Raw genomic sequence first — 26,639 nt, forward strand, 5'->3', positions numbered from 1 at the left:
TCGTGTTCGCCGAGGGCGAGCGCAGGAGGCAGCTCATAGCACCAGTCGGCTCAGGAGGCGGCTGAGGAGGCCCAGCACGACGACGATGGCCAGCACAATCCACAGCAGGCGCCACGGGCGGAACGGCTGGCGTTCCACCTGGTGCTGGGGGAGATTCAGGTACTGGTCGACCTTTTGCTGGTCTTCGGGCGTCAGGCGGCTGGGCATGGGGGCCTCGACTTTGTAGTGGTGGGCATTCTAGCCGGCGAATTCACAGGCGCTCAACGCGCGGCGGGGGAAATTTGAACGAAGCCGGTCAAAGTCCGACTCCTACGTCGAAAAGAATGGTTCGGCCGAGGTTGCTGCGCAGGAAGTCCGGTGCGTCGCCATGGGCGAAGAGCACCCGGGCGAAATTCGACCCCACCAGCGACAGCGAGCGCCAGCCTTGGCGCAAGTATTCGGTGGGAGGTGGAAACGGGCTGTTGAAGTCGGGTGTGGCGCGCTTGAGGTTGACGAAGGCCAGCAGGTCGAGCTCGCCCAGGTCGAGGCCCCGCTCATTATAATTGCGGGCCTTCTTGCGCAGGGTTGGCGCCAGGCGTGCCTGGAGCTCGGCGGCGGCGATGCGCTTTGGGCGACTTTCCCGGCGCACCAGTTGTGCCAGGGAAAAGGCGCTGCGCCGCCGTTCCAGTTCGGCGCGCCATTCCTCGTTGAGGCGGCGCCCTTCGTCCAATACGAAGAACACCTCGAAGTTGGCTTCGCGGAACTGCACGTCCGGCGGTTCCTGACTGGTAGTGAATTCGTCGAGTCGATAGGGCAGGTTGAGCGCCTGCAGGAGCCGCTGGCAGACCCAGCGTTCGCGTTCCCACTTGCGCGCATTCGACAGAAAGTCGTTGGCTTGCTCGGCCTGCCGCGTCAGCAGGCGCAGGTAGTCGGACTCGTTCATGATCCGCAGCTTAGCCTTCCAGTCGGGCCCCTGGGTACCCCCTGACGCGCCAGCGGAGAGGCTATCGCGACAAATGCGCACAGCTTGACCGGCGCCGGTGCGGTGTAAACTTCCAGCAATTGCCTGGAGTTCACCATGCACATTCGTCCCGTCACTGCCGCCGACCACGCCTCCCTGCTCGAGCTCTGGCGTCGCACGCCCGGAGTTCGCGTACGCGCAGAAGATGAGCTGGAACCGTTCTGCACCTACTTGCAGCGCAACCCAGCCCTCTCCCTGCTGCTCGAAGATGACCACGGACATCTGGTTGGAAGCCTGCTCGTAGGGCATGACGGTCGCCGCGGTTACCTGCAGCACCTGGTGGTAGACCGGCCATTTCGGGGCAAGGGTTGGGCGCGCGCCTTGTTGCAGGAAGCATTACGTCGGCTGACTGCACTGGGTATCCGCAAGTCCCATGTGTTCGTGCTGGAAGATGCGCCTGAGGCGCTGGCGTTCTGGCAGATGCAACGGGGCTGGTCGGAGCGCGAAGACATTCGGGTCTACTCGACCACTGGAGATTGAATCGATGCGGATCTACGTTGGCCTGTTGCTTTGCCTGCTCACCACTTTCAGTCAAGCGCTGGAAGTCGGGGAGCGACTCGCCCCATGGACACTTCTGGACCAGTTCGATCAGCCCTATAGCCTTGACGACGGGCTGAAGGTGCTGCTGGTGGCGCGTGGCATGGACGGCGGTAAGCTGGTGAAGTCAGCACTGGACGGTAAGCCCAAGGGGTATCTGGAAGCGCGTCATGCGGTGTTCGTGGCAGACATCAGTCGTATGCCATCGCTTGTTTCCTCGCTCTTTGCGGTGCCCGCCATGCAGGAGTACAACTATCGCGTCCTGTTGGATCGCGAGTCCCGCGTTGCCAGCCGTTATCCGGGCGACGAGTCGCACGTGCTCTGGCTGCAGCTGGACCACGGTACGCTGACGGAGCGCAAGGCGTTCAGTGACGCTGCGGTACTTCGCGCCGCGCTGGAGTCGCTGGTGCCGTGATTGCCGCAGAACTTCTCTCCCCCGAAACCCTGACGCTTGGCTGGGCGATCTACCTCCCAGTGATTGCCTGGGCGATCTGGCGAGCGCCTTGGCTCGAACTGTTCAGTGACTCCCGCCGTCAGCACCTGGTGTTCGGCACTGTGATGGTGCTCTTCCTGCTCTGGCTGATGCGACGGGATTTCGAGTCGGGCTTGTCTTATCACTTCATCGGACTAACCGCGGTTACCCTGTTGCTGGATTGGCCTTTGGCAGTGCTGGGTGGATTGGTCGCACAACTCGGCCTGTTGGCGTTGGGCAAGCAGGATCTGGCAGCCGTGGGCATCAACGGCGCCCTGCTGGTGCTGCTGCCGGTCCTGGTTACCGAGCTTTGCGCCAAGTGGGTTGAGCACTACCAGCCACGCAATCTGTTCGTATACATCTTCTGCTGTGGATTCTTTCCGGCAGCCCTGGCAGCACTGTTTTGCGTGCTGATCGGGCTGGGGTTGTTGTGGATGGATGGCGTCTTCCCGATGCCGCCCTGGCTGGAAGACTTCATTGGCTACCTCTGGCTGGTGATGTTCCCTGAAGCCTTTATCAACGGCACGGCCGTGACTGCCCTGGTGGTGTTCTGCCCGGATTGGCTGGAGACCTTCAACCGCACCCGTTACCTCCAGGCACCTTGGAAGGATGACGACACGTCGCGTTGATCTCCCAGGATTCGCTCGCCTTATTCCCGGATGACACCTGATTTGCGTCAAGGAACTCATGCCGCTCGGTTTCGTAGCGTGGATGGTGCTTTTCCATCGGCTATGTCCGCAGGACGTGTTGTAGGCAGCTGCATTGCCCGTAGGAGCTGGCTTGCCAGCGAATGGCGGCGTTTCGCTGGCAAGCCAGCTCCTACAAGGCTCTTGGCCCGATGGTCAATCTCTCGCAACAGCTAACGCAGACGTAGCGTTTCCATCCACCAACATAAGGGGCAGACGACATGGGGATTCACGACTGGGCAAGAACCGCCCTGGAACAGAGCCTGGAGGCAGCCAAACGTGAGGGCTTCAGCGACGAGTTGGCACTACGCGCCCTGCTGAGTGCAGTCGTCGAGCGCAGTGCAATGCTGCGCCCGGCAGATGATCTGGCTCAGGAGCTGACCTTCCTGGCCGACAACCTCGACCCGGAGCGGGACTACGGCTTCATGCGGCCTTGAGTGGGCTTGGCGCCCGCGTTGCGTAGGTTGGCGCAGCGCGTAGCGAAGCCCAACGAGCGAGTTCTTGGTCTGCAATCGATGGGTTTCGCTTCGCTCAACGCCATCCTACGCACTGCCGCTTCAGTGCTCCCGCGGCGGCAGGTCGCCGGAGAAGAGCTCGTCTTCTGTATTGTCGCCGGGAATCGCATGTTCTTCGGCGGCCCAGGCCCCTAGGTCGATCAGCTTGCAGCGTTCGGAACAGAAAGGACGGGACGGGCTTTGCGGGCCCCATTCCACCGGGGCGCCGCAAGTGGGGCACTCCACAGTGACGGGTTGACTCATGGCTGGCCTCCTCGCAGGGTCAGGTAGAAGTTGTGCAAGCGCTCCACTTCGGCACGCAGCCAATCCAGGCCGCGGTCGTTGAGCAGCACGTCGTGGGCATGCTTGAGGCGATGCTCGCGACTGGCCTGCACTTTCAATATGGCTTGGACCTGCTCTTCGGGCACTTTGTCCCGTTGCATGGTGCGCTGAACCTGCATGGCTTCCGGCGCGTCCACCAGCAGCACGCGCTGGGTGAGGCGATGCTGGCCGGATTCGATGAGCAGTGGCGAGACCAGAATGGCGTAGGGGGATTCCGCGCGCGCCAGGTACTGGCTAATTTCCTGACCAATCAGTGGATGCAGCAGAGTTTCCAGCCAGCGGCGTTCGTCCGCGTTCTCGAAAATGCGTTGCCGCAATGCAGCGCGGTCCAGTTGGCCATCCGCTTGCAGCACGTCGCTACCGAAATGCTCGGCGATTTTCGCCAGGGCAGGGCGGCCGGGCTCGACTACCCAACGTGCAGCATGGTCGGCATCCACCAGGTGCACACCAAGCTCGCTGAAGTGGGCAGCGACAGCGCTCTTGCCACTTCCGATACCGCCCGTGAGGCCAAGAATCCAGGGTTTGTTCATTTGAAACCGGCGAATTGCAGATAGGTCGCCGTTATTTGATCACCCCAGAGCAATGCAATCCAGCCGGCAATCGCCAGGTACGGACCGAAGGGGATAGGGGTTGCCGTGTCCTGGTTGCGCAGACGCAGCATGATCACACCCAGCACCGCACCCACGAGGGATGACAGCAGGATAGTCAGCGGCAGTACCTGCCAGCCACCCCAGGCGCCGAGCATCGCCAGCAACTTGAAGTCGCCGTGGCCCATACCTTCCTTGCCAGTCACCAGCTTGAACACCCAGTAAACCGACCACAGGCTCATGTAGCCGGCAACCGCTCCCCAGAGCGCGTCTTCCAGGCTGGCGAACAGGCCCTGGCTGTTGAGGATGAGGCCAAGCCAGAGCAGAGGCAGGACCAGCACGTCCGGCAACAGCTGGTGGTCGACGTCGATCATGCTCATCGCCAGCAGGCCCCAGGTCAGCACCAGGAAAGTTCCGGTCTGCCAGCTGAATCCGAAATGCCATGCCACATAGGCAGACAGCACGCCGCAAAATAGCTCAACCAAGGGATAGCGCTTGCTGATGGGGGCCTTGCAGGACGAGCACTTGCCGCCCAGCGCCAAGTAGCTCACCACCGGGATGTTCTCCCAGGCGCGAATCTCATGGCTGCAATGGGGGCAGCGGGAGTTCGGAAGAATGAGATTGAACACCGGGCCTTTCGGCTCAGCCGGCAGACTCAGCGCTTCACGGGCCTGCTCCTGCCAGTCGCGCATCATCATCGCAGGCAGGCGGTGGATCACAACGTTGAGGAAACTGCCTACCAGCAAGCCAAGCAGGAGCACGGATAAAACAAAGGCCAGCGCGTGGCTGGCCAGAAAATCGATCAACTGCATGGTTTAGACAACGGCGCCCAATTGGAAGATGGGAAGGTACATCGCGATGATCAGGCCGCCGACCAGTACGCCGAGGACGGCCATGATCATTGGCTCCATTAGGGATGTCAGGCCATCAACGGCGTTATCCACTTCGGCTTCGTAGAAGCTGGCGACCTTGTCGAGCATTTCATCCAGCGCGCCGGATTCTTCGCCGATGGCGGTCATCTGAACGGCCATAGCCGGAAATATGCCGGTGGTACGCATGGAGAAGTTCAGCTGCATGCCGGTGGAGACGTCTGATTTGACCTTGATTACAGCATTCTTGAAAACCACGTTACCGCTGGCGCCGGCTACGGAGTCCAGGGCATCTACAAGTGGAACCCCTGCCGCGAATGTTGTGGAAAGCGTCCGTGCAAAGCGAGCTACCGCTGATTTGTAGAGGATGTCACCGAATATAGGCAACTTGAGAACTGTACGATCAACCCAATCGCGAAACTTCTGCGATTTCTTATGTGCTTGCTGCGCGACGTAGGCGAATGCAAATAGTCCAGCAAGTACAATGAACCACCACTCTTGAAGGATTTCGGATATTCCAATTACAAACAAGGTGAAGGCGGGGAGTTCGGCGCCAAAGTTGGCGAACACCGATTGGAACTGGGGGACGACCTTGATCAGTAGAATAGCGGTGACGATGATGGCCACTACTATCACTGCAATGGGGTAGTTCATGGCTTTCTTAATCTTGGCTTTCAGCGCCTCGGTTTTTTCCTTGTAGGTAGCGATCCGGTCCAGCAAGGTTTCCAGGGCGCCGGCTTGTTCGCCCGAGTCGACAAGGTTGCAATAGAGATCGTCAAAGTAATCAGGCTTCTTGCGCAGAGAGTTAGCCAGACTGTTGCCCGCAGCAACCTCCTGTTTGACCTCCTCGACCAGTTTGCGCATGGCCGGTTTCTCGAAGCCTTCGCCAATGATGTCGAAAGACTGCATCAGTGGCACACCAGCTTTCATCATGGTCGCCATCTGCCGCGTGAAGAGGGCGATGTCCATGGGCTTGATCTTTTTCCCTGCGCTCAGCAGAGAGGCCGACTTCTTGCGCACCTTGGTAGGGTTGATGCCCTGCTTGCGCAGCTGCGCCTTGACCAAGGCGGGGTTCTGCCCACTGATTTCGCCTCTGATCTTGGAGCCTTTCTTATCGGTACCTTCCCAGGCGAAGGTACTGTTTTTTAGCGCTTTGTCCGCCATGCTTAATCCTTGGTCACGCGGTTGACTTCCTCCAGGCTGGTGATGCCATTCATGGCTTTCACCAGGCCCGAGGTTCGCAGGTCATTGAAGCCATCGCGGCGCGCCTGCTGGGCGATCTGGATGGAGTTACCTTCTTCCATAATAAGCTGCTGCATGGCCGGCGTGATTTTAACCACTTCATAAATACCCACTCGGCCTTTGTATCCCTGGTTGCAGTTTTCGCAGCCGACCGGCCCATAGAGCTTGAAGGTGCCAATTCTGGCCTCAGGGAAGCCTTCCTTGATCAGTGTTTCGTGTGGGACGTCCAATTCCTTCTTGCAATGGCTACACAATTTGCGTGCCAGGCGTTGGGCGATGATCAAGTTGACCGAGGTGGCGATGTTGAACGCGGGCACTCCCATGTTGCGCATGCGCGTCAGTGTTTCAGCAGCGCTGTTGGTGTGCAGGGTGGACAGCACCATGTGGCCGGTCTGGGCCGCCTTGATGGCGATTTCGGCAGTTTCCAGGTCACGAATCTCACCCACCATGATCACGTCCGGGTCCTGGCGCAGGAAGGCGCGAAGAGCCTGGGCGAAGTCCATGCCTTGTTTGGGGTTGACGTTGACTTGGTTGATGCCTTCGAGGTTGATCTCCACGGGGTCTTCAGCCGTGGAAATGTTGATATCAACGGTGTTGAGGATGTTCAGGCCGGTATACAGGGAAACCGTCTTGCCGGAACCGGTAGGGCCGGTTACCAGGATCATACCTTGGGGTTGCTTCAGAGCTGAGAGGTAGAGTTCTTTCTGTTCTTCCTCATAGCCCAATGCATCGATCCCCATCTGCGCACTGGTGGGGTCGAGAATCCGCATCACGATCTTCTCGCCCCAGAGTGTAGGCAGGGTGTTGACGCGGAAATCGATGGATTTCGTCTTGGAAATCTTCATCTTGATCCGGCCGTCCTGCGGCTTGCGGCGCTCGGAAATATCCAGGGCGGCCATTACCTTCAGGCGGGCGGAAATCCGGCTGGCCAGCTGGATCGGTGGCTTGGCCACTTCATGCAACATGCCGTCGGTACGGAAGCGTACGCGGTAGGTGCGTTCGTAGGGTTCGAAGTGCAGGTCGGAAGAGCCGCCCCGGATGGCATCCAGCAGCATCTTGTTGACAAAACGCACCACGGGGGCATCGTCGGCGTCCACGCCTCCCGCGCTGTCCTTTTTGTCATCATCGACCGCTTCAACATCTACGCCATCAAGATCGACATCGCCCAGATCCTCCATGCCGCTGGTGGCGCTGTCGAAGAATTTCTCGATGGCATCGCCCAGCTTGTCATCCTCAACCAGGATGGCCTCAGTATTGAGGCCGGTGCTGAACTGGATGTCGGTAACAGCCTGGTGATTGGTGGGGTCGGAAATGGCGACGAAGAGCTTGTTGCCGCGACGCCAGAGGGGCAGGGCGCGGTGTTGGCGAATCAGCTTTTCACTGACGAGGTCCTTGGGCTGGCTATCCTTGTCGACGCTGCCAAGATCGAGGAAGGCTACCCCGAACTGCTCTGCCGCCATTTCCGCTAGGTCGCGGCTTTTCAGTAGCTTGTTTTGAACGAGATAAGTGATCAGAGGAATCTTGTTGCGCTGCGCTTGAGTATGAGCCTGTAGGGCGCTTCGTTCATCCAACAGATTGGCCACTACCAATTGCTTGGCTAGGCCTGAAAGGGTTTGGGCAATTTCTGTCATTGGAGCGCCAAGACGATAAAGATAGTCGTCGTCTTATAACCGAGAAACACCATTCGTGCACGAGTGACAAAAAAGCCGCTTGAGCAAGCGGCTTTTTGTACTAGCTTGTGCTGCTGATTAGCAGAGCGTGGCTACGCTGCAAACACCGTTGTTCCACACGATTCTGCCGTCAGCTTGGAGAGTGCCGGTAAGAGTGTAGGTTGCGCCAGTGCTGGGAGAGGTGGTCGGAGCGGTTGCGGTGATAATGAAGGTGTCGTTCGCAGCAGCAGCGCCGGTTTTGGCAGGGCCGGTGCCAGTCAGAGCCATGCCTACAATTTCCGAGGCAGCGGTAACGTCAGCAGGCACGCCGTTGGCACCAGGATCGCAATCGCCTGCAAGGGCAACTCCACGAGTCTGAACGCAAACTTCAACAGCAGTCTTCAGGTTACCGGTCGCTACGACAGTTTCACTGAACTCTGCTTTTCGCGTGTAGTTCTGGTAGGCCGGCAGGGCAATGGCAGCCAGAATGCCGATGATTGCTACAACGATCATCAATTCGATGAGCGTAAAGCCCTGTTGATTCTTCTTCATAATGTTCTCCTTGCGTGTTTTTAGTGGCTGTATAGCCGTGTTGGTGCTTTCCACAATTGGAGATATGCAGGGCGCATGCCAGTTCTCTGAATCCACGGAATCAGCCACTCCACGATTCATCCTGATTAGTTAGGTGACGAAAAATGTCAATTTCTATCCTTGGGCGTTGATTGGTGTCGTTTGATTGCGGCGTGTCGAGCTCAAGCTTGAAGTAGAAGTCGCAATCTAGGCGTAGCGCGAAGCGCGTTGCATCGCCCTGCCCCGGGTGCTAGCCTTCGCCCCGCCGCCGGTGTAGCTCAGTCGGTAGAGCAGCTCATTCGTAATGAGAAGGTCGGGGGTTCGATTCCTCTTACCGGCACCATGATCCAAGCAAAAAGCCCCGCAGGTTCTGCGGGGCTTTTTGTTTTTCGGGGTTCGGCTCGCTGTGTGGCGGCGTGCCGCTCGCTTCTCAGTCTTTTCTGCCCACTTTTTCCGCAACGTTGTACAGGTCCATGGCTGAGCACTTCATCAGGTCGGAGATGCTCTTGATGGCGTGGTGCAGACCTTTCAGGTCCTTGTCGCTCAGGTGGTGTTCGAGGCCGTCGCAGCCCAGCAGGTCGGCGATGGTGTTGAGGGCGTAGCTGGCTGTCAGGAGGCGGTCGCCCTGGAGGTCGGCAATGTGGGCGACGTTATTCATAGCCCACCTCCGGCGGTTCTCCGGGTCGGGGTGATGGTGGTTTGCCAGGTGTGGGGAGTGCTCGTGGCCTTTTGTGAGTACGGACTTCCAATGTTCATGGGTGAGGCTCCAACTTGCGAAATGGAGCTGTCACACAAATCGTCGCCAAACGATAAGAGGTGACAGCTGTGCGCAGGTTGGCGAACCGGGCAAGTTGGCTCCCGGCAGACCTTTCGGTCTCCCGCGCACAGCCGCCATGACACAGCATTGCGGGCACAAAAAAAGCGCCTGCAATAGTCTGGGGCGCCTGAGCGCCAACTTGAATTTCGGGTCGCCAAACCCGGTCCTGGAATTTGCCAGAACGGCCGCACCATAGCCTTGCCCGGGGCGCATGGCAACGCCCGGGGTTCGGCGAGGTGGGATTTAGAGGCTCAGCCGCATCGACAGGTCGATGGCCTTGATGTCTTTGGTCAGCGTGCCGATGGAGATGTAGTCGACGCCCGTTTCGGCAATGGTGCGCAGGGTGGTTTCGTTGACGCCGCCAGAGGCTTCGAGCTTGGCGCGGCCGGCGGTGAGGGTGACGGCGGTGCGCATGTCGTCGAGGCTGAGTTCGTCGAGCATGATGATGTCGGCACCAGCATCCAATGCCTGCTGGAGTTCTTCCAGGCTTTCCACTTCGACTTCCACGGGCTTGCCGGGGGCGATGCGGTGGGCTGCTTCGATGGCCTGGGCGATGCCGCCGGAGGCTGCGATGTGGTTTTCCTTGATGAGGAAGGCGTCGTACAGGCCGATGCGGTGGTTGTGGCCGCCGCCGCAGGTCACGGCGTACTTCTGCGCCAGGCGCAGGCCGGGCAGTGTCTTGCGGGTGTCGAGGAGCTTCACCTGGGTGTCTTTCACCAGCTCCACATAGTGGCCAACGCGGGTGGCGACAGCTGACAGGCACTGGAGGAAGTTGAGGGCGCTGCGCTCGCCGCTGAGCAGGGCGCGGGCCGGGCCTTCCAGATGGAAGAGCGCCTGGTTGGCTTCGGCGCGTTGGCCGTCCTGCACCCGCCATTCCACGTTCACGCGTGGGTCGATCTGGCGGAACACTTCGTCTACCCAGGCGGTGCCGCTGACGATGGCGGTTTCGCGGGTGATTACGGTGGCGCGGGCCTGGCGATCCTCGGGGATGAGCTGGGCGGTGATGTCGCCGCTGCCGATGTCTTCCTTGAGGGCGGTGCGTACGTTGGCCTCGATTTCAGCGGTGAGGTCAGCGAGTAGAAGGTTGGGCATGGTGGGCTCCGCAGGCAGGATGGCGGCGATTATAAAGGCTGCCGACGACCGGCGCAGTGCTGATCAACAACCGGCTCGCGCTTTCTGCTAGACAGTCAGGAGGACATGCTGTGCGTTTGTCGGTCGGTGTTCCTGCATCTGTGACTTGATTCATGTCTGTAGGAAATCTCCGCTTGGTTGTCACAGCATCATCCATATAATGACATCGGAAATTTCTATTTTTGACGCCAGTTGCTTGACGTTATGGATGACTCCCCATGTTCGAATCGTGGTCCGATAGGCCCTGTGAATGGGCTCGGCCTGCGGGAGGCTTGTGATGCAGACCGACGCTAAGGTGGTGCCGCTGAACAAGGGGGCCGCCCAGCAATCGCCAACCTCGCCGGTAGGAAGGCTGCCCGTGGCCTTGATCCAGGTGCGCGACAAAGTGGCATTGCAGCTGAAGCAGGCGCTTCAGGTGCTGTTCGACAATGCGGACGACACCCTCTTCGAGATGGCGGACCGTGCCACCAGCAACGCCGAGCAGAACGCCTTCTTCGAGGCGATGCGCGACCTGCGGCTCAAGCGCAAGAGCATCGAGCGGACCTTCCTGCAGAAGGTCTTCGAGTCATTCTCGTCCCTCAACCAGTACGAGATAGGCAAGGCAGCGCAGCTGGACGCGGTGTCCTTCGACAGTCTGTCGCTGGTGCAGAACGACGAACTCGAGGAGGCCGTGGCGCTGGATGCCATGGTCGCCAAGGTGATGGCCCGCGATGGCATTGCCCTGGGCCATCTCACTACCCGTCTCAACACGCTCGTCAGCAAGAAGGTCGAGGACAAGTCCAACCCATTGGGCCCGCGCCTGCTGTGCGAGGTTTTCCTCGACGCATGCCGCAGTCTTGGCGTCGAGATCAAGGTCAAGCTGATCATCCTCAAGCTGTTCGAGAAATACGTACTCACCGAGCTGGACCAGATCTATGCCGAAGCCAACCAGCAGTTGGTGGCGGCCGGTGTGCTGCCGGACCTGCGTTCGGCTCCAGCGCGGCGTCAGCCGGAGCGTTCTGCGACCGGCGCACCGTCGGCCCAGCCTGGTGCTGCGACCGGGGGCGCTGGCCAGGTGCATGAGGAGAGTGTTCAAGAAGTCTTCAGTGTTCTCCAGGACCTGCTGTCCCAGGTTCGCGGTACTGCGCTGCCTGTCCGCCAGCATCCTGCCGATGCAGTGCCGGTCAGCAGTGTCGACCTGATGCGACTGCTGTCCCACCTGCAGCAGCACCTGCCACAGCAGCACAGCGATGAGTACGACCTGCGCGTGAGCCTCGACCAGTTGCTGACCCGCGCCAGCGCCCGCAGTGGCCGTGCACGGGTGGTGGGGCAGGTGGACGATGACGTCATCAACCTGGTTTCCATGCTCTTCGAGTTCATTCTCGACGACCGCACCCTGCCGGATTCGCTCAAGGCCCTGATTGGCCGGATGCAGATTCCCATGCTCAAGGTCGCCCTGCTGGACAAGACCTTCTTCAGCCGTGGCAGCCATCCCGCGCGTCGCCTGCTCAACGAAATCGCCTCTGCTGCCCTGGGTTGGGTGGACCAGGACGATGCCCAGCGCGACAACCTCTACCAGCGTATCGAGCAGGTGGTGCAACGCCTGCTGAATGACTTCGTCGATGATCCGGCGATCTTCTCCGAGCTGCTGGCCGAATTCCTTTCCTACACCGGTGACGAGCGTCGTCGCAGCGAACTGCTGGAGCAGCGCACCCGCGATGCCGAAGAAGGCCGCGCCAAGGCGGAGCTGGCTCGCCGGCGAGTTGAGGAGGCGCTCAATCAGCGCCTTCTGGGTCGCACCTTGCCGGAAGTGGTCGTGCGCCTGCTGCAGGAAGCCTGGAGCAAGGTCATGCTGTTGAGCTGCCTCAAGCACGGCGTGGAGTCGTCTGAATGGCAGGCCAGCCAGCAGACCATGGACGACCTGATCTGGAGCGTGGAGCCCCACGAGGCGCCCGAGGCGCGTGCCCGCCTGCTGGAACTGGTGCCGGGTCTGCTCAAGGCCCTGCGCGAAGGATTGGCCAGCGCTGCGTTCGATCCCTTCTCCACCAGTGAATTCTTCAGCCAGCTGGAGGCCTTGCACGTCCAGGCCTTCCAGCGTTTCCGCAAGCCCGAGCCGGTGGAAGTGGTTGCCGACGACGGACTGGAGTCGCCGCCCCTGCTGCTCGACCTGCCGGACGAGGATGAATCGGAAGATGAGTCTGCACCGGCCATGGTCGCCGTTGTCGAGGAAATCGTCCTGGCCGCACCTGGTGAAACCCCAGTTCAGGAGCCCGAGGTCAGCCTGGCGGATGACGACGAGGCCCTTGGTTTCGTCGACAACCTGCGGGTCGGCAGTTGGGTCGAATTCCAGGAAGACGAAGAGCACAAGCTGCGTTGCAAGCTGGCAGCGCTGATCAAGCCCACCGGTAAGTACATCTTCGTCAACCGCACTGGCATGAAGGTGCTGGAGAAGACCCGCATGGGGCTCGCCGTGGAGTTCCGCCGCCAGGCGATCCGCCTGCTGGACGATGCTCTGCTGTTCGATCGCGCCCTGGAGTCGGTGATCGGCAACCTGCGTCGGCTCAAGGGCGCCTAGGGTGCGCAGTGCGCACCAGGCTGATCCGGGTGGGCGCTGTTCTGTGGGGGGCGATTTCAATCGCTATGTCTGCGTCAGCTGTTGCGAGCGATTTACCCTCCGGCCAAGCGCCTTGTAGGAGCTGGCTTGCCAGCGAAACGGGGCCATTCGCTGGCAAGCCAGCTCCTACGGGCAATGCAACTGCCTGCAACACCTAATGCAGACACAAGGTGCCGCATCGTCAGGCGCAACCAGGGGGAGGCCCTGAGCCGAGTAGCACGCCGCGGTTTCGTTCCCTGACCCGCCTCTCGCTAAAATGGCTTCGCTGCGCCTAAAGTGGGCAGAAGACCAAGGAGCCGACATGCAGCTGGACCTCGCTTCCGGTTGGTGCCAGGGCATCAGCCACTGCCCATCACCCAACTTCAACTGTCGCCCGCAGCGGGAGGTGTCCCTGCTGGTGATTCACAACATCAGCCTGCCACCCGCGCAGTTCGGCACGGGGAAGGTGCAGGAGTTCTTCCAGAATCGCCTCGATCCCGCCGAGCATCCCTATTTCGAGGGCATTCGCGATCTCAAGGTGTCCGCGCATTTCCTGATCGAGCGGGATGGCGCCGTCACCCAGTTCGTTTCCTGCAATGAGCGTGCGTGGCACGCAGGCATTTCCCTGTTCGATGGGCGGGACAACTGCAACGATTTCTCCCTGGGAATAGAACTGGAAGGCACCGATGATCTGCCGTTCACGGAACCTCAGTACGCTGCGCTGATCGCATTGGTGGAGCAGTTACGGCTGGCATTCCCGGCCATCACGCCGGAGCGGATCTGCGGCCACAGCGATATCGCCCCGGGGCGCAAGACCGATCCGGGGCCGGCATTCGATTGGGATCGCCTGCGGGCTGCCTTGAAACCTTAGGAAGAGGAGGAACCCATGTATTTTCTGGTGTTGTTGCTGGTGCTCTGGATCGAGAAGTTCTCCGCCTGGCGTCGGCATATCCAGCAAGACGGCTTCTGGCTGCGCGAACTGGCCAAGGCAGAGACCAATCCGCGTCTGAGCGAGCGCCCTTGGGCGATTCTGGCGCTACTGGTATTGCCTCCCTTGGTGTTGCTGGCACTCCTGCTTCTGGTCTTGGAGCCGGTAGCCTACGGCTGGCTGGCGTTGCCGGTGCACCTGCTGGTGATCATCTACAGCCTTGGGCGCGGAGACGTCCTGGCCGACCTCGGCCCCTTCCGCGATGCCTGGCGGCGTGGTGATACCCAGGCTGCCTATCACGTCGCCGAACGCGACCTCGGCCTGGAGGCGGAGGAGGGCGGCGATCTGTTGCAACAGGTGCAGGGTTACCAGCTCTGGCAAGCCTATGAGGGCTTCTTTGCTGTGATCTTCTGGTATGCGCTGTTGGGTCCCGTGGCGGCCCTGGCCTACCGGCTGTTCGCGCTGGCGGCCGAGAATGCCGCTGCACCCGCACTGCAAGAGCGCGCGGAATCGATCCGCCATGCCTTCGACTGGTTGCCCGTGCGGGTGCTGGCAGCGAGTTTCTCGCTGGTCGGCAATTTCGTCGGAGTCAGCAGGGTGCTGCTGCATGAGTTGCTGAACTGGGACATTTCGGCGCGCCAGTACATCGATCTGGCCGGTCGCGCTGCCGCCGAACTGCCGGAGCCCGTCAGTGGCGATGCCGGTGTGGCAACCCTGGACGCACTCTGGCAACTCCTGGTTCGCGCCGCTGTGCTCTGGTACGCCGGCTTCGCTGTGTGGGCTCTATTGTTCTGATCCCAGCTCCATCGCCTGCCCGACGCAACCGTCGGGCAGGTCCCGCCCTGCTTAACCTTTAGTTACAGAAACTCCTGCCGATATCGGGTACACAGATGAGCGCGCCAGAATTTTCTGACACAGCTCACAGAAGCGGCTGATTGAAATCCGACGGCCGCCTTGCGGAGGGGAGAAGCTGCAAGGCTCTGGCCGAGCGCTGTCAGGTATTCGGAACGCGCCCATAACAATAAATGAGAACAGGAGACGTCTCGTGAAGACCCTGTTGTATCCTGCCATCGCCCTGATGAACCGACTCAGCTTCGGCATGAAGTTCAGTCTGATCAGTGTTCTGTTCTTCCTGCCGATGTTGATCACCAATTTCTATCTGGTGCGCGACTCCTACCGCCAGTTCGTCAGTACCCGCTCTGAGCTGCAGAGCCTGGACCTGCTGGGTGCCAGCCTGAACGTACGGCGCAATCTCGAAAGCCTCAACGACCTGGTCATGATCAACTCGATGATCGGCCAGTCGGGTCAGGCCGGTGACCTGGAAAAGCGCATTTCCAGTCTCGAACAGGAGGTGCTCGCGACCCTGCAAGGACTCGCGCCGGTGGCTTCCGAGCCTGAGCAGGTAGAGGCCTTCAATACCAAGCGCGACGAGTTGATTGCCGCCCTGCAGGCCGCCAAGGGCGAGACGTCGCTGCAGAGCAAGAGCGCGATGATCGAGAAGCTGCTGGGCAACTCCCAGGTCTTCATGAAATTCGTCTCCGGCCAGGCCGGGCTCAGCCAGGACGACCAGGCTGACGTTCGCCAGATCACCGAACTGATTACCACCACCACGCCGCAAGTCACCATGGCGCTTGGCAAAGGGCGCGCCATTGGCGCCTATTCCCTTGGCCAGGGCTTCCTCAACTCCGCAGCCAGCACGAAGCTGGACGACCTGCTGCTGGACCTGGACAAGCTCAACGCCGAGTATGGCCTGAAGATCGCCGACGCCCTCGACGGCAGCCCGCGCGCGCACCAGGCGCTGGACGCCCTGACCGCCGCGAGCCGCGACACCATCAAGCAGAACGCCACATTGTTCGAGGACAAGGTCATCATGGCCGATACCCTCGACACGCCGTGGCAGCAGTTCTACGACCAGGTCAGTGCCTCACTGGAGAAGACTTACCAGCTCAACGACGGCTCCCTGGGCTTCCTCAAGGCTGAGCTGGAAAGCCGGCTGGCCGGCAAGCGCGTGCAGACCGTGCTGCTGGTGGTGGCGCTGTTGGTGGTGTTCCTCGCCATCGTTTACCTCTACAGCGGCTTCTACGTGTCCACGCGCACAACGCTGAAGAGCTTGGGCAAGGTGATGGATCAGGTTGCCGGCGGCGATATGACCGTGAGCTTCCGGGCTGAAAGCCGTGATGAATTGGGTGAGCTGGGCCAGGTATTTAACGGCACCGTGGCGAAGATCCATGACCTGATCGAACTGGTTGGCCACACCGTGTCTGAAGTGGAGCGCCAGGCTGGCCGCGTGGAGCAGGTTTCGGGTGAAAGCAACATCGCCGTTGCCGGGCAGCGCAGCCAGATCGAACAGGTGGCCACGGCCATGAATCAGATGTCCGCCACCGCACAGGAAGTGGCACGCAGCGCCGCCGCGGCAGTGGACAGCGCCCAGAGCGTCAACCAGGAAACCGTCAGTGGCCGCGCCCTGGTGGAGTCCCAGCTGGGCAGCATCGAGAAACTGGCCAGCGAGATCGACCAGTCGGTGAATGTGATCAACCAGCTGGCTGCGGACAGCGCCTCAATCAGCCGCGTGCTGGAGGTGATCAAGGGCATTGCCGAGCAGACCAACCTGCTGGCCCTGAACGCTGCCATCGAAGCGGCGCGTGCCGGCGAGCAGGGGCGCGGCTTCGCCGTGGTGGCGGACGAGGTACGTACGCTGGCCAAGCGTACCCAGCAGTCCACCGAAGAAATCGAGCAGATGATCGTCAAGCTGCAAGGCGGTGTCGGCGCCGCAGTCAAGGCGATGAATGTCAGCCATCAGATGGCCGACGGCACCGTCAACCAGTCCGGCAAGGTGCAGGCGGCCCTGGAGAACATCCTCGGTGCGGTAGGCATGATCGTCGACCAGAACCAGCAGATCGCCGCTGCCGCTGAACAGCAGACCGCGGTGGCCCACGATATCGACCAGAACATCGTGGAGATCAATCACGCTGGCGAGCGCACCGCCGAAGGGGCGAACCAGACCGAGAAGGCTAGCCGCGAGCTGTCCGGGCAGGTTGCGCAGCTCAAGCAGCTGATTGGTGCGTTCCGGGTCTGAGTGAGATACCGACGGTTCTGTTGCAGGAGCGACTTCAGTCGCGATTGCGGAACAAGACGAGGGCAGCTGCGCTGCCCTTCGCGAATGAATTCGCTCCTACAGGAGCAGAATCGCGCTTCTGTCAGCACATCTCATATCGACTCCCAGCCAAACACCTCACAGGCATTCCGCGTGCTGGCTTCGGCCAGCTCGTCGGGCGTAACACCGCGAATCTCCGCCAGGGCTACGCAGATGTCTGGCAGGAACTCCGGACTGTTGCGGCCGTAAGGGTGCATGGCGGGGGCCATGTCCGGCGAGTCGGTTTCCAGCACGATGTCTTCCAGTGGCAGCTGTGCCACGACCTTGCGCAGGCGGTTGGCCTGGGGCCAGGTGGGGGCGCCACCGAGACCCAGGCGGAAGCCCAGTTTGCGGTACTCCTTCGCTTCCTCGAGGCTGCCGGCGAAGGCGTGGACGATGCCGGGGCGCTTGAGGCGAAAGCGTTTCAGCGTTGCGATCACCGCCGCATGGCTGCGCCTTACGTGCAGCAGTGGCGGTAGCTCGAATTCCGCCGCCAACGCCAGCTGCGCCTCGAACAGACGCTGCTGGGCATCGCGGTCCAGCTCGGTGACGAAGTAATCCAGACCGATTTCCCCCACTGCGCAGAGCTTGGGATCGTCCGCATGGCGTTCCAGCCACTCACGCAGTTCCAGCACGTGCTCGTCCCGGTGTTGCGCCAGGTAGATCGGATGCAGGCCGAGGGCGGTGTAGAAATCATCTCCCGCGTGGGCCATGTCCCAGACTCGACGCCAGTTCTCACGGAATACGCCGAGCAGTACCTGGCGTCGCACACCCAGAGAGCGACAGCGCGCCAGTACCTCGTCGCGGTCGGCGTCGAAGTCGGGGAAGTCCAGGTGGTTGTGGGTATCGATCAGCATGGCGCCAGCATATACCGCTCTTTCCCGGTCCGACACGCCCATTTCCGGGGCGTTCGGGCGGCTTTTTTCGGTGCATCCGCTCTGCCCCGGGGCATCGCCAAGGGCTGGGAAAACAAGGCTGAAAACGCTATTGAACACTCGTTCATGCTGGGCTATGGTTGGGCCCACCCGCCGGTTCGCCGATGCAGTCCCGTGACCCGGATTCCACCCTTAGCAATGGGGCCCGAACATGCGTTTCGCTTCGCTTGTGGAGAGAATGGCAGGGCCAGGCACCGCCGCCTGGGATATTCACTACGCGGCCATCGCCGCTCAACGTGCAGGCGAGGACGTCATCGTTCTCAGCATTGGCGACCCGGATTTCGCCACGCCAGAACCCATCACTACAGCTGCCATCCAGGCCTTGCAGGCCGGTGACACCCATTACTGTGACGTCGCCGGCCGCCCCGAGCTGCGCCAGGCCATCGCCGATCTGCACGGTCGCCTGACCGGCCGACCGGTGTCGGCAGACAGCGCGATCCTCGTGGCCGGCGCACAGAACGGACTCTATGCCGCGGCCATGTGCCTGCTGGAAGCCGGTGATGAAGTCATCGTCTTCGATCCGGTCTACGTCACCTACGAAGCTACGTTGAAGGCTACCGGGGCTACCCTGGTGCGGGTTCCGTGTCCGGCGGAGGGCGGTTTCCGGCCTGACCTCGACGCCTTGCGCTCAGCCATGAGTGAACGTACCCGCGCGATCTTCTTCGCCAACCCCAACAATCCGACCGGCGTGGTGCTCAATACCGAGGAAATGCAGGCTATCGCCGAACTGGCGCAGCAGCATGACCTGTGGGTCGTTGTGGATGAGGTCTACGAGAGCCTGACCTTCGAACAGCCGCACCAATACTTCGCCACTTTGCCGGGCATGCACGAGCGCACCGTGAGCATCGGCAGCCTGTCCAAATCCCACGCCATGACCGGCTGGCGTACCGGCTGGGTGGTCGCTGCCCCCGAGTTGGTGGCGCACATCGAGAACCTGGCGCTGAACGTGCTGTATGGACTTCCTGGCTTCGTGCAGGAGGCGGCGTTGACCGCCGTGCGCGCCTACGACCAGGTGACTGGGGAAATGCGCGAGCTCTATCGGCGTCGTCGCGACCTGGTGGTCGATGCGTTGCAGCAATGCGCGCCGCTCAAGGTGCTGAAGCCCGAAGCGGGCATGTTCGTCCTGCTCGATGTTCGCGCCAGTGGCCTCAGTTCCCTGGACTTTGCCTGGAGACTGTTCCGCGAAACCGGCGTCTCGGTTCTGGACGCTGCGGCCTTCGGTCCATCCGCCGCCGGCTTCGTGCGACTGTCCTATAGCCTGGGTGAAGCCCAGCTAGCCGATGCGTGCGCACGCATCCGCCGCTTTGCCTCCACCCTGGGGACTGGTTCGATCATCGAGGTGCGCTCGGCCGCTTCTGTCGATATCCAGTCTGCGAAAGTGGAGCGGCCAAAAATGGTGGAGGTGGATTCGATCCACAAGCGCTTTGGCCAGTTCGAGGTGCTCAAGGGCGTTTCGCTGACCGCCCGGGAGGGCGGCGTGGTGTCCCTGATTGGCGCCAGCGGCTCGGGCAAGAGCACCTTGCTGCGCTGCATCAACATGCTGGAAATTCCCAACCAGGGGACTGTCACGGTAGATGGCGAGAGCATTCGTCTCACTACCAGTCGAATCGGCGAACCGATGGTGGCAGACCAGAAGCAACTGACCCGGATTCGCTCCCGCCTCGGCATGGTGTTCCAGAGCTTCAACCTCTGGCCCCACCGCACTGTGCTGGAGAACCTGATCGAAGCGCCTATCCAGGTGCTGCGGGAAAGCCGCGCCGAAGCCATCGAGCGGGCCGAGGCACTGCTGGAGCGGGTGGGGCTCGCCGCCAAGCGCCACGAGTATCCATCTTTCCTGTCCGGTGGCCAGCAGCAGCGTGTGGCGATTGCCCGTGCGCTGGCGGTTGAACCCAAGGTCATGCTGTTCGACGAGCCCACTTCGGCGCTGGACCCGGAACTGGTGGGTGAAGTGCTGCGGGTGATCCGTTCTCTGGCGGAAGAGGGTCGCACCATGATCCTGGTGACCCACGAAATGGCCTTCGCTCGTGACGTTTCCAGCCACGTCGCCTTCCTCCACCAGGGGCGTATCGAAGAGGAAGGGTCTCCGCAGGAGGTTTTCCTGAGACCGCGCAGCGAGCGCTGCCGACAGTTCGTCACAGCCCACCAGAATCGCTGATTCCGGCCGCCGGGCGCGGCCAGCTCGACAAGCTCTAACCACAACAACATCAAGCAGGGCAGAAACCATGAAGAAGTCTCAACTGGCACGTTGGATGGCGGGTGCGGTAATGCTCATGGCTGGCGCGGCGGGCGCGCAGGCCGAAACCCTGAGGTTCGCGATGGCGGCGGAACCGTATCCACCGTTTTCCAGCAAGCAGCCCGACGGCCAGTGGGCAGGCTTCGAACCGGACCTGATCCGCGCCCTCTGCGCGCAGATGCAGGCCCAGTGCGAGATCGACGAGGTGGCCTGGGATGGCCTGATTCCAGCCCTGATGGCGAAGAAGGTGGATGTGATCTTCAACTCCATGTCCGTCACTGAGGAGCGCGAGAAGCAGATCGCCTTCAGCCGCGCCTACTACGACACCCCGGTTGCAGTGGCCGCGCCTGCTGCGCTGGACGTCACCGTCAGTCCCGAAGGTCTGAAAGGAAAGGTGGTCGGCGTGCAGCTCTCCACTGTCAGCTCCAACTACCTGAAGCAGCACTACGAAGGCATCGCCGACGTGCGCTACTACGACACCCAGGATTCGGTGAACGCTGATCTGGTGGCAGGACGTATCGACCTGATGATGGCCGACGGGATCGCCGTCAGCGCCTTCGTCAAATCTCCCGATGCCCAGGCTGCCGGAATCGAGAACAAGGGCGAGGTGCCCTACGATCCGTTGTTCGGTCGCGGCGTGGGGGCCGGCCTGCGCAAGGACGACGTCGCCCTCAAGGCGAAGCTCGACGAAGCCATCGGCAAGCTGCTGGCCAGTGAGGACTACAAGACCATCTCCGCCAAGTACTTCGACGTCAGCGTCGCGCCGAAGCAGTGACCTCCGGAGCCATCCCGGCCCTGCCGGGGTGGCGCATTTCCGCCTCGATGAGGGCCTGCAATGCAGTCTTACTTTGAACTGGTCGGCTTCGGTGCCCAGGGTTGGGGACCGGCGCTGCTCAAAGGGTTGTGGGTAACCCTGCAGATTTCCGTCGGCGCCTTCCTGGTGGGCATGCTGATCGGCCTGGCGGTTGCCATGGGCAAGCTCAACGGCCCGCGCCCAGTGGCGCAGCTGATGCGTGGCTACACCACCCTTTGCCGCGCAATACCCGAGCTGCTGCTGATTCTGCTCCTCTACTACGTGGGGTCGATGGGGCTCAACCAGCTGTTCGCCTGGCTCGGCTACGGCGACCTCAAACTCAACGGCACCGTGGTGGCCATCGCTGTGCTCGGACTGGTGCAGGGTGCTTATGCCTCGGAGATCTTCCGGGGGGCCATCCAGGCTATTCCCCATGGGCAGATCGAGGCTGCGCGGGCCTTCGGCTTGAGCGGGTTCGGCCTGTTCCGCCGGGTGACCTTGCCGATCATGGCGCCCAATGCGCTGGCCGGCATGGCCAACCTCTGGGTCAACCTGATCAAGGACAGTGCCCTTATCAGCGTCGTCGGCACCAACGAACTGCTTTTCACCGCCAAGCAGGCAGCTGGCTCGACTCGCCACTACCTGACCTTCTACCTCACCGCCGCAGCCTTCTATTACCTGCTGACGGTGCTCTCCAACCTGTTTTCCGGCTGGCTCGAACGGCGCTTCCGCCGCTGGACCCCGTCGGTGTGAGCGAGGGCGTGTGATGACCGCTACCTGGATATTCGACTACGGCAAACTGCTGCTCAGCGGCCTTGGCACCACCTTGCTCATCCTCGTCATCTCCGCGGGGCTGGGCTTTGTCCTGGCGCTGTTGGTGGCGTTGGCGCGGATGTCGCGCAATCCGTTGCTGGCGGGGACGAGCCTTGCCTACACCAGCGTGATTCGCGGGACGCCGCTACTGGTGCAGATCTACATCTTCTACTACGGACTGGGCAGCCTGTTTGCCCAGTTCCCGTTGATTCGTGGCAGCTTCCTCTGGCCCTACCTGCGTGATGGCTTCTGGTACATCGTCTTCGCTCTTGTGCTCTCGGTGGGAGCCTATGTCGGCGAAGTCATTCGTGGCGGCATGAAGTCCGTGCCCAGGGGCGAACTGGAGGCCGCGGCGGCTTTCGGCATGCGCCAGCGCTTGGTGCTGTTCCGGGTCTGGCTGCCCAGGGCAATTCGCCTGTTGCTACCGACCCTGGCCGGCGAAACGGTGATGCTGCTCAAGTCCACCGCCCTCGCCTCCACCGTTGCCGTGGTTGATCTGCTGGGGGCCGCCAACGTGGTGCGTGCCCAGACCTTCCAGATCTACCAGCCGCTGTTGCTTGTCGCGGGTATCTACGTCTGCCTGACGTTCATGATCGAGACCGGGTTTGGCCTGGCGGAGCGACGAAGCATGTTTCGTCGGGCGAATTAAGGAAATGTGGGAGCGAACTCATTCGCGAATCGTCCCGAACGGGCGACCGCGTTTGCGATAGGGCAGGCCTGTGGCTTGCTTCGCGAATGAATTCGCTCCTACAGATTCTCCATGCCGCTCAGGCATAGGCCCCGCGTCGCAGGCTGTCGACCCAGCGGCGGCTGATCTCAAGGCCTTCTTCGGCGCTGAAGTTGGCGGGATTGAGGCACCACTCCAGCCATAGGCCATCGAGCATGGCAGAGAGGCCGATGGCCGCCAGGCGCGGCTTGGCGATGGAAAAGCCTTCTTCGCGGGCCAACTCGGAGAGCAGTTTTTCCAGCAGTACCAGCGAGCCGCCGTAGGTGCGTTCGTGGGCTTCGTTCACTTGCGGGGAATGGCGGATCAGGCTCCAGAACACAACCCAGGGGCTGAGCAGGTCGGGGTCCAGGGTGACCGGCGAGAAGTAGCCGGTCAGGAAGGCTTCGAGACGCGCGGCAGGTTTCGGGCCGGCTGCGTCGATGCGAGCCACCAGGGCCTGGTTGACCTCGCTGGCGAGGGTCTCGTAGGCCTGCGCGACCAGCGCATCGATGCTGCCGAAATAGTGATTGATCAGGCCAACGGCGACGTTGGCCTCCTTGGCGATGCGGCGCACCGAAATACCGGCGTGGCCCTCGGCAACCAGGCAGCGCAGGGCGGCGCGCACCAGATGCTCGCGGCGCTCGTCGGGGTTGGTGCGTGGCTGTCTTTCGCGGGGCGTATCCAAGGGGCGATTTCCTTCGCTCGATGGGCCGGGATAGTACCGCCTGGCCCGGCGACAAACCAACCGTCCGGACTCGTCCGGCGGCCCAGAGGAGGTAGGACATGATCGAAGATGTCTCCCTGAATATTCCAGGGGATTCCGGCGCACGCCTGCGGGTGCCGGCATGGCGCCTGGACAGCGGCAAGCCGGGCCCCAGGGTCCACTTGCAGGCCGGGGTCCATGCCGACGAGATCGCCGGCATGCTGGTGCTGCACAAACTCTTGCCGCGCCTGGTCCAGGCTGCTGACAACGGCCTGCTTCGCGGCTGTGTGACCGTGGTGCCCCAGGCCAATCCCCTAGGCATCGGCCAGTTTCGTCATGGGCGCATCCTGGGTCGGGTGCACGAGTCCAGCAGTCGTAATTTCAATCGCGGCTTCATCGCATCAGCGACGCAGGCCCGGCCAGTTGGCAACCTGGCGGTCTGGCAGAAGGCATTGGCCGGGCTCGCGGCCGATGCCGACATCGTCCTGGACCTGCACACGGACGACGAAGCGTTGCAATACGTCTACCTGCACCAGTGCTTCTGGCCAGCAGGGCAGGACCTTGCGGCAGCCCTTGGGGCCGAGGTGGCGATCATCTGGGAGGGAGACGGAGATGGCGCCTTCGAGGAGATGGTGATTGCGCCCTGGCTTGCGGAGGGTCGTGTCGAGGGGCGGCTAGTGTCCACCGTCGAGTTGCGCGGGCAGGGGGATGTCAGTGACGCCCTGGCTCAGCAGGATGCCGATGGCCTCTATACCTTCCTCTGTGGCCGCGGCGTTGTCGCCGAGCCGGCGCAATTACCGGTATGGCAGGGTACGGCAGTGCCTATCGGGCATATGGAAACCGTGTTCGCGCCGACCGCCGGGGTGCTGGTTTTCGAGCGGGAGCTTGGTGATGCGGTGCAGGCCGGTGAGTGCTTCGCGCGTGTCATCGCCATTCCTGGCGACCCGTCCAGCGAACACCGGCTGCTGGCGCCCCAGGCGGGCCTGATGGTCACCCGCTATCGCGACCGGCTGGTCCCTGAGGGCGCGATAGTGGCCAAGTTCACCGGTTTACTGCCGTCGAGCACCTGGACCTCAGGCCCCCTCGACCCGTAACAGCCCTGTCGTAGGAGCCAGCTTGCTGGCGAAAGAGGGACTCCGGTTCGCGAGCAAGCTCGCTCCTACAACCAGATTGCGTCCCAGAACGGATAGTCCGCCAACTTCTCCACCAGACCAGCACGCAAGGGATTGGCAACGACATAGCGGGCCACGGTCCGCACGTCTTCCTCTCTGCGAAGGGCATGGTCATGAAAACCCTTCTGCCACACACGCCCGCTACTTTTCTTCATTGAATTCAAGGCAATCGCCGAGCGGGACTTCAGTCGCCTGACGTGCTGTTCCAGGGTTCCGGACTGCAGCTGGACGAGCCAATGTAGATGGTCAGGCATCAATACCCAGGCGAGGGTTTCCAGCGAGTGTCCATTCCGCATGGCATAAATCTCCCGGGCGACCAGGCAGCCGGAACTCCAATGTGCGAACACGGGCGTTCGCTCATGAGTGACGGTTGTCAGCAGGTAGATTCGGCCGGGCTCGGAGAAGCGGCCTTTGCGCAGGTTCCTTCCTTGATAGCGCATCCATTGCGCTCCCTACGAAGAAAACACGGAGGTTTGCTCAGGGCTTCAAGAGGGGCAAGGGAGCCCGATGTAGGAGCCAGCTTGCTGGCGAAAGGGATGTTCCGATTCGCCAGCAAGCTGGCTCCTACAGGTTTACATCTTCAGTGGTGCTCGCGGGTGGCGCGGAATTTCACGTCCGGCCAGCGCTCTTCCATCAGGCTGAGGTTCACGCGGGTCGGGGCCAGGTAAGTGAGGTGGCCGCCGCCGTCCACGGCAAGGTTTTCGAAGGCCTTGTCCTGGAACTCCTTGAGCTTCTTCTCGTCCTTGCATTCGATCCAGCGTGCCGACCAGACGTTGATCGCCTCGTAGGCACACTCGACCTTGTATTCCTCCTTCAGGCGACTGGCGACCACATCGAACTGCAGCACGCCCACGGCGCCGAGGATGATGTCGTTGTTGCGCTCGGGGAAGAACACCTGGGTGGCACCTTCCTCAGCCAGCTCCTGCAGGCCCTGGCGAAGCTGCTTGGACTTCAGCGGGTCTTTCAGGCGTACGCGGCGGAAGAGTTCCGGGGCGAAGTGCGGGATGCCGGTGAAACCGAGCGCTTCGCCTTCGGTGAAGGTGTCGCCGATCTGGATGGTGCCGTGGTTGTGCAGGCCGATGATGTCGCCGGCAAAAGCCTCCTCCAGTTGCTCGCGCTCGCTGGAGAAGAAGGTCAGGGCGTCGCCGATCTTCACGTCTTTGCCCAGGCGCACGTGGCGCATCTTCATGCCCTTCTCGTACTTGCCCGAGCAGATGCGCATGAAGGCGATACGGTCGCGGTGTTTCGGGTCCATGTTTGCCTGGATCTTGAACACGAAACCGGAGAATTTCTCTTCGGTGGGTTCGACGCTGCGCTCATGGGTGGCGCGGGAAAGCGGTTTCGGCGCCCAGTCGACGATGCAGTCGAGCACCTGATCGACGCCGAAGTTGCCCAGGGCGGTACCGAAGAACACTGGGGTCATATGACCCTGGAGGAAAGCTTCCTTGTCGAACTCGTGGCAGGCGCCCTGCACCAGTTCCAGCTCCTCGACGAAATTGTCGTAGAGATCGCCCAGATGGGCGCGGGCCTCGTCGGAGTCGAGCTTGTCGATCACCTTGATCTCGGTGCGCTCGTGGCCATGGCCCGGGGTGTAGACGATGACCTTGTCCTGGGCCAGGTGGTAGACACCCTTGAAGTCCTTGTAGCAACCGATCGGCCAGGTGATGGGCGCGGCCTTGATCTTCAATACCGCTTCGATCTCGTCGAGCAGCTCGATGGGGTCGCGGATGTCGCGGTCCAGCTTGTTGATGAAGCTGACAATGGGGGTGTCACGCAGGCGGCAGACTTCCATCAGGGCGATGGTGCGCGGCTCTACGCCTTTACCGCCGTCGAGGACCATCAGTGCCGAGTCCACCGCGGTCAGGGTGCGGTAGGTGTCTTCGGAGAAGTCTTCGTGGCCGGGGGTGTCGAGCAGGTTGATCATGTGCTCGCGGTAAGGGAACTGCATCACCGAGGTGGTGATGGAGATGCCGCGCTGCTTTTCCATCTCCATCCAGTCGGAGGTGGCGTGCCGGTCGGATTTACGCGACTTCACGGTACCGGCTACGGCGATGGCCTTGCCCATCAGCAGCAGCTTTTCGGTAATGGTGGTCTTACCGGCGTCGGGGTGGGAAATGATGGCGAAAGTGCGGCGTTTCGCGACTTCGGCGGCCTGGATGGTCATGGGTGCGTGCCTGGCTGGAAGTGTGACGGGCAGCGGACGGCCCGGAAAAGCGCGGGATTATAGCCGGAAATGGACGGTCGATCAGCGCCGC

At 61.6% G+C, this 26,639-nt stretch carries 27 protein-coding genes, 1 tRNA gene and 1 pseudogene; 15 read left to right on the forward strand and 14 right to left on the reverse strand.

Annotated features, from left to right (window positions below):
• Nucleotides 1-33: 33 nt before the first annotated feature.
• Together SA496_RS02360 and SA496_RS02365 are read right to left on the reverse strand one after the other, a co-directional pair.
• Nucleotides 34-207, reverse strand: coding sequence for a DUF3094 family protein (locus tag SA496_RS02360; protein ID WP_120652969.1), 174 nt, complete (start codon nucleotides 205-207; stop codon nucleotides 34-36).
• Nucleotides 208-295: 88 nt separating this feature from the next.
• Nucleotides 296-922: a DUF1780 domain-containing protein gene (locus tag SA496_RS02365; RefSeq protein ID WP_120652968.1), complete on the reverse strand. Its 627-nt coding sequence runs from the start codon at nucleotides 920-922 to the stop codon at nucleotides 296-298.
• Nucleotides 923-1,057: 135 nt separating this feature from the next.
• On the opposite strand from SA496_RS02365, the gene SA496_RS02370 reads away from it, so the two are divergent.
• The 4 genes from SA496_RS02370 to SA496_RS02385 all read left to right on the forward strand — a co-directional run bounded on the left by SA496_RS02370 (nucleotide 1,058) and on the right by SA496_RS02385 (nucleotide 3,132).
• Nucleotides 1,058-1,480, forward strand: coding sequence for a GNAT family N-acetyltransferase (locus tag SA496_RS02370; protein ID WP_120652967.1), 423 nt, complete (start codon nucleotides 1,058-1,060; stop codon nucleotides 1,478-1,480).
• Between the two features lie 4 nt (nucleotides 1,481-1,484).
• Nucleotides 1,485-1,952, forward strand: a complete 468-nt coding sequence (locus SA496_RS02375; protein WP_153921520.1) for an FAD/FMN-containing dehydrogenase — start codon at nucleotides 1,485-1,487, stop codon at nucleotides 1,950-1,952.
• On the forward strand, nucleotides 1,949-2,638 hold the full coding sequence (locus SA496_RS02380; RefSeq protein ID WP_330115002.1) for an energy-coupling factor ABC transporter permease: 690 nt from the start codon (nucleotides 1,949-1,951) through the stop codon (nucleotides 2,636-2,638). Before SA496_RS02375 ends, SA496_RS02380 begins: the two co-directional genes overlap by 4 nt.
• 278 nt (nucleotides 2,639-2,916) lie before the next feature.
• On the forward strand, nucleotides 2,917-3,132 hold the full coding sequence (locus SA496_RS02385; protein WP_330115003.1) for a hypothetical protein: 216 nt from the start codon (nucleotides 2,917-2,919) through the stop codon (nucleotides 3,130-3,132).
• A gap of 120 nt (nucleotides 3,133-3,252) precedes the next feature.
• On the opposite strand, the gene yacG is transcribed toward SA496_RS02385, so the two are convergent.
• The 6 genes from yacG to SA496_RS02415 form a co-directional block, all read right to left on the reverse strand.
• Nucleotides 3,253-3,453, reverse strand: coding sequence for a DNA gyrase inhibitor YacG (yacG, locus tag SA496_RS02390; RefSeq protein WP_120652963.1), 201 nt, complete (start codon nucleotides 3,451-3,453; stop codon nucleotides 3,253-3,255).
• A complete protein-coding gene (gene coaE, locus SA496_RS02395) occupies nucleotides 3,450-4,061 on the reverse strand; it encodes a dephospho-CoA kinase (protein WP_120652962.1) in 612 nt (203 codons plus the stop codon). Before coaE ends, yacG begins: the two co-directional genes overlap by 4 nt.
• Nucleotides 4,058-4,930 carry a prepilin peptidase gene (locus SA496_RS02400; protein WP_330115004.1) on the reverse strand — a complete coding sequence of 291 codons (873 nt, stop codon included), beginning with the start codon at nucleotides 4,928-4,930 and terminating at the stop codon, nucleotides 4,058-4,060. The genes coaE and SA496_RS02400 overlap by 4 nt, the downstream gene beginning before the upstream one ends.
• Before the next feature lie 3 nt (nucleotides 4,931-4,933).
• On the reverse strand, nucleotides 4,934-6,151 hold the full coding sequence (locus tag SA496_RS02405; RefSeq protein WP_330115005.1) for a type II secretion system F family protein: 1,218 nt from the start codon (nucleotides 6,149-6,151) through the stop codon (nucleotides 4,934-4,936).
• A gap of 2 nt (nucleotides 6,152-6,153) precedes the next feature.
• Nucleotides 6,154-7,860 carry a type IV-A pilus assembly ATPase PilB gene (gene pilB / locus SA496_RS02410; RefSeq protein ID WP_330115006.1) on the reverse strand — a complete coding sequence of 569 codons (1,707 nt, stop codon included), beginning with the start codon at nucleotides 7,858-7,860 and terminating at the stop codon, nucleotides 6,154-6,156.
• Between the two features lie 117 nt (nucleotides 7,861-7,977).
• Nucleotides 7,978-8,430: a pilin gene (locus SA496_RS02415; RefSeq protein ID WP_330115007.1), complete on the reverse strand. Its 453-nt coding sequence runs from the start codon at nucleotides 8,428-8,430 to the stop codon at nucleotides 7,978-7,980.
• A 285-nt stretch (nucleotides 8,431-8,715) separates the two neighbouring features.
• Here SA496_RS02415 and SA496_RS02420 point away from each other — a divergent pair.
• Nucleotides 8,716-8,791: transfer RNA gene (locus tag SA496_RS02420), tRNA-Thr, on the forward strand.
• A gap of 87 nt (nucleotides 8,792-8,878) precedes the next feature.
• On the opposite strand, the gene SA496_RS02425 is transcribed toward SA496_RS02420, so the two are convergent.
• A complete protein-coding gene (locus tag SA496_RS02425; protein WP_330115008.1) occupies nucleotides 8,879-9,106 on the reverse strand; it encodes a hypothetical protein in 228 nt (75 codons plus the stop codon).
• Between the two features lie 402 nt (nucleotides 9,107-9,508).
• Entirely contained in the window at nucleotides 9,509-10,357 is an 849-nt protein-coding gene (gene nadC, locus SA496_RS02430; protein ID WP_330115009.1) for a carboxylating nicotinate-nucleotide diphosphorylase, read from the reverse strand.
• A gap of 316 nt (nucleotides 10,358-10,673) precedes the next feature.
• Between nadC and SA496_RS02435 the strand changes: the two genes are divergently transcribed.
• From SA496_RS02435 to SA496_RS29090, 5 genes and pseudogenes are all read left to right on the forward strand, one after another.
• On the forward strand, nucleotides 10,674-12,950 hold the full coding sequence (locus SA496_RS02435) for a DUF1631 domain-containing protein (RefSeq protein WP_330115010.1): 2,277 nt from the start codon (nucleotides 10,674-10,676) through the stop codon (nucleotides 12,948-12,950).
• A gap of 340 nt (nucleotides 12,951-13,290) precedes the next feature.
• Nucleotides 13,291-13,839, forward strand: coding sequence for a 1,6-anhydro-N-acetylmuramyl-L-alanine amidase AmpD (gene ampD / locus SA496_RS02440; RefSeq protein ID WP_120652952.1), 549 nt, complete (start codon nucleotides 13,291-13,293; stop codon nucleotides 13,837-13,839).
• Between the two features lie 15 nt (nucleotides 13,840-13,854).
• Entirely contained in the window at nucleotides 13,855-14,691 is an 837-nt protein-coding gene (gene ampE / locus SA496_RS02445; protein WP_120652951.1) for a regulatory signaling modulator protein AmpE, read from the forward strand.
• Between the two features lie 1,075 nt (nucleotides 14,692-15,766).
• Nucleotides 15,767-16,114 (forward strand): annotated as a pseudogene (locus SA496_RS29085) (HAMP domain-containing protein); the annotation flags it as partial.
• 153 nt (nucleotides 16,115-16,267) lie between these two features.
• Entirely contained in the window at nucleotides 16,268-16,972 is a 705-nt protein-coding gene (locus SA496_RS29090) for a methyl-accepting chemotaxis protein (protein ID WP_442965087.1), read from the forward strand.
• A gap of 131 nt (nucleotides 16,973-17,103) precedes the next feature.
• Here the strand turns inward: SA496_RS29090 and SA496_RS02455 are convergent, their stop codons facing one another.
• The gene (locus SA496_RS02455; RefSeq protein WP_153921517.1) at nucleotides 17,104-17,886 is read right to left on the reverse strand and encodes a TatD family hydrolase; all 783 of its coding nucleotides are present in this window, start codon (nucleotides 17,884-17,886) and stop codon (nucleotides 17,104-17,106) included.
• Nucleotides 17,887-18,115: 229 nt separating this feature from the next.
• Between SA496_RS02455 and SA496_RS02460 the strand changes: the two genes are divergently transcribed.
• From SA496_RS02460 to SA496_RS02475, 4 genes are all read left to right on the forward strand, one after another.
• Entirely contained in the window at nucleotides 18,116-20,119 is a 2,004-nt protein-coding gene (locus SA496_RS02460; protein ID WP_330115012.1) for an aminotransferase class I/II-fold pyridoxal phosphate-dependent enzyme, read from the forward strand.
• Between the two features lie 67 nt (nucleotides 20,120-20,186).
• Nucleotides 20,187-20,972 (forward strand): transporter substrate-binding domain-containing protein, encoded by a 786-nt coding sequence (locus tag SA496_RS02465; RefSeq protein ID WP_120652947.1) that lies wholly within the window; start codon nucleotides 20,187-20,189, stop codon nucleotides 20,970-20,972.
• Nucleotides 20,973-21,032: 60 nt separating this feature from the next.
• Nucleotides 21,033-21,743, forward strand: coding sequence for an ABC transporter permease (locus SA496_RS02470; protein ID WP_153921512.1), 711 nt, complete (start codon nucleotides 21,033-21,035; stop codon nucleotides 21,741-21,743).
• Nucleotides 21,744-21,756: 13 nt separating this feature from the next.
• Complete coding sequence (locus SA496_RS02475; protein ID WP_120652945.1) at nucleotides 21,757-22,452, forward strand: ABC transporter permease; 696 nt, start codon at nucleotides 21,757-21,759, stop codon at nucleotides 22,450-22,452.
• A gap of 118 nt (nucleotides 22,453-22,570) precedes the next feature.
• Here SA496_RS02475 and SA496_RS02480 read toward each other — a convergent pair whose 3' ends face one another.
• A complete protein-coding gene (locus tag SA496_RS02480) occupies nucleotides 22,571-23,194 on the reverse strand; it encodes a TetR family transcriptional regulator C-terminal domain-containing protein (RefSeq protein WP_120652944.1) in 624 nt (207 codons plus the stop codon).
• A gap of 98 nt (nucleotides 23,195-23,292) precedes the next feature.
• Here SA496_RS02480 and SA496_RS02485 point away from each other — a divergent pair, with 98 nt between their 5' ends.
• Nucleotides 23,293-24,306 (forward strand): succinylglutamate desuccinylase/aspartoacylase domain-containing protein, encoded by a 1,014-nt coding sequence (locus SA496_RS02485; RefSeq protein ID WP_330115013.1) that lies wholly within the window; start codon nucleotides 23,293-23,295, stop codon nucleotides 24,304-24,306.
• 65 nt (nucleotides 24,307-24,371) lie between these two features.
• Here the strand turns inward: SA496_RS02485 and SA496_RS02490 are convergent, their stop codons facing one another.
• Both SA496_RS02490 and SA496_RS02495 read right to left on the reverse strand, forming a co-directional pair.
• Nucleotides 24,372-24,824 (reverse strand): REP-associated tyrosine transposase, encoded by a 453-nt coding sequence (locus tag SA496_RS02490; protein ID WP_330115014.1) that lies wholly within the window; start codon nucleotides 24,822-24,824, stop codon nucleotides 24,372-24,374.
• 140 nt (nucleotides 24,825-24,964) lie between these two features.
• Nucleotides 24,965-26,548 (reverse strand): peptide chain release factor 3, encoded by a 1,584-nt coding sequence (locus SA496_RS02495; RefSeq protein WP_120652941.1) that lies wholly within the window; start codon nucleotides 26,546-26,548, stop codon nucleotides 24,965-24,967.
• Nucleotides 26,549-26,639: the final 91 nt, after the last annotated feature.

Source organism: Pseudomonas sp. JS3066, from assembly GCF_036328175.1.
GTDB lineage: Bacteria > Pseudomonadota > Gammaproteobacteria > Pseudomonadales > Pseudomonadaceae > Metapseudomonas.

Bases quoted from the DNA above. Each gene is read 5' to 3' on its own strand.
- SA496_RS02360 (WP_120652969.1), bottom strand. From the start codon at position 207: ATGCCCAGCCGCCTGACGCCCGAAGACCAGCAAAAGGTCGACCAGTAC.
- SA496_RS02365 (WP_120652968.1), bottom strand. From the start codon at position 922: ATGAACGAGTCCGACTACCTGCGCCTGCTGACGCGGCAGGCCGAGCAA.
- SA496_RS02370 (WP_120652967.1), top strand. From the start codon at position 1,058: ATGCACATTCGTCCCGTCACTGCCGCCGACCACGCCTCCCTGCTCGAG.
- SA496_RS02375 (WP_153921520.1), top strand. From the start codon at position 1,485: ATGCGGATCTACGTTGGCCTGTTGCTTTGCCTGCTCACCACTTTCAGT.
- SA496_RS02385 (WP_330115003.1), top strand. From the start codon at position 2,917: ATGGGGATTCACGACTGGGCAAGAACCGCCCTGGAACAGAGCCTGGAG.
- yacG (WP_120652963.1), bottom strand. From the start codon at position 3,453: ATGAGTCAACCCGTCACTGTGGAGTGCCCCACTTGCGGCGCCCCGGTG.
- coaE (WP_120652962.1), bottom strand. From the start codon at position 4,061: ATGAACAAACCCTGGATTCTTGGCCTCACGGGCGGTATCGGAAGTGGC.
- SA496_RS02400 (WP_330115004.1), bottom strand. From the start codon at position 4,930: ATGCAGTTGATCGATTTTCTGGCCAGCCACGCGCTGGCCTTTGTTTTA.
- SA496_RS02405 (WP_330115005.1), bottom strand. From the start codon at position 6,151: ATGGCGGACAAAGCGCTAAAAAACAGTACCTTCGCCTGGGAAGGTACC.
- pilB (WP_330115006.1), bottom strand. From the start codon at position 7,860: ATGACAGAAATTGCCCAAACCCTTTCAGGCCTAGCCAAGCAATTGGTA.
- SA496_RS02415 (WP_330115007.1), bottom strand. From the start codon at position 8,430: ATGAAGAAGAATCAACAGGGCTTTACGCTCATCGAATTGATGATCGTT.
- SA496_RS02425 (WP_330115008.1), bottom strand. From the start codon at position 9,106: ATGAATAACGTCGCCCACATTGCCGACCTCCAGGGCGACCGCCTCCTG.
- nadC (WP_330115009.1), bottom strand. From the start codon at position 10,357: ATGCCCAACCTTCTACTCGCTGACCTCACCGCTGAAATCGAGGCCAAC.
- SA496_RS02435 (WP_330115010.1), top strand. From the start codon at position 10,674: ATGCAGACCGACGCTAAGGTGGTGCCGCTGAACAAGGGGGCCGCCCAG.
- ampD (WP_120652952.1), top strand. From the start codon at position 13,291: ATGCAGCTGGACCTCGCTTCCGGTTGGTGCCAGGGCATCAGCCACTGC.
- ampE (WP_120652951.1), top strand. From the start codon at position 13,855: ATGTATTTTCTGGTGTTGTTGCTGGTGCTCTGGATCGAGAAGTTCTCC.
- SA496_RS29090 (WP_442965087.1), top strand. From the start codon at position 16,268: ATGTCCGCCACCGCACAGGAAGTGGCACGCAGCGCCGCCGCGGCAGTG.
- SA496_RS02455 (WP_153921517.1), bottom strand. From the start codon at position 17,886: ATGCTGATCGATACCCACAACCACCTGGACTTCCCCGACTTCGACGCC.
- SA496_RS02460 (WP_330115012.1), top strand. From the start codon at position 18,116: ATGCGTTTCGCTTCGCTTGTGGAGAGAATGGCAGGGCCAGGCACCGCC.
- SA496_RS02465 (WP_120652947.1), top strand. From the start codon at position 20,187: ATGAAGAAGTCTCAACTGGCACGTTGGATGGCGGGTGCGGTAATGCTC.
- SA496_RS02470 (WP_153921512.1), top strand. From the start codon at position 21,033: ATGCAGTCTTACTTTGAACTGGTCGGCTTCGGTGCCCAGGGTTGGGGA.
- SA496_RS02475 (WP_120652945.1), top strand. From the start codon at position 21,757: ATGACCGCTACCTGGATATTCGACTACGGCAAACTGCTGCTCAGCGGC.
- SA496_RS02485 (WP_330115013.1), top strand. From the start codon at position 23,293: ATGATCGAAGATGTCTCCCTGAATATTCCAGGGGATTCCGGCGCACGC.
- SA496_RS02490 (WP_330115014.1), bottom strand. From the start codon at position 24,824: ATGCGCTATCAAGGAAGGAACCTGCGCAAAGGCCGCTTCTCCGAGCCC.
- SA496_RS02495 (WP_120652941.1), bottom strand. From the start codon at position 26,548: ATGACCATCCAGGCCGCCGAAGTCGCGAAACGCCGCACTTTCGCCATC.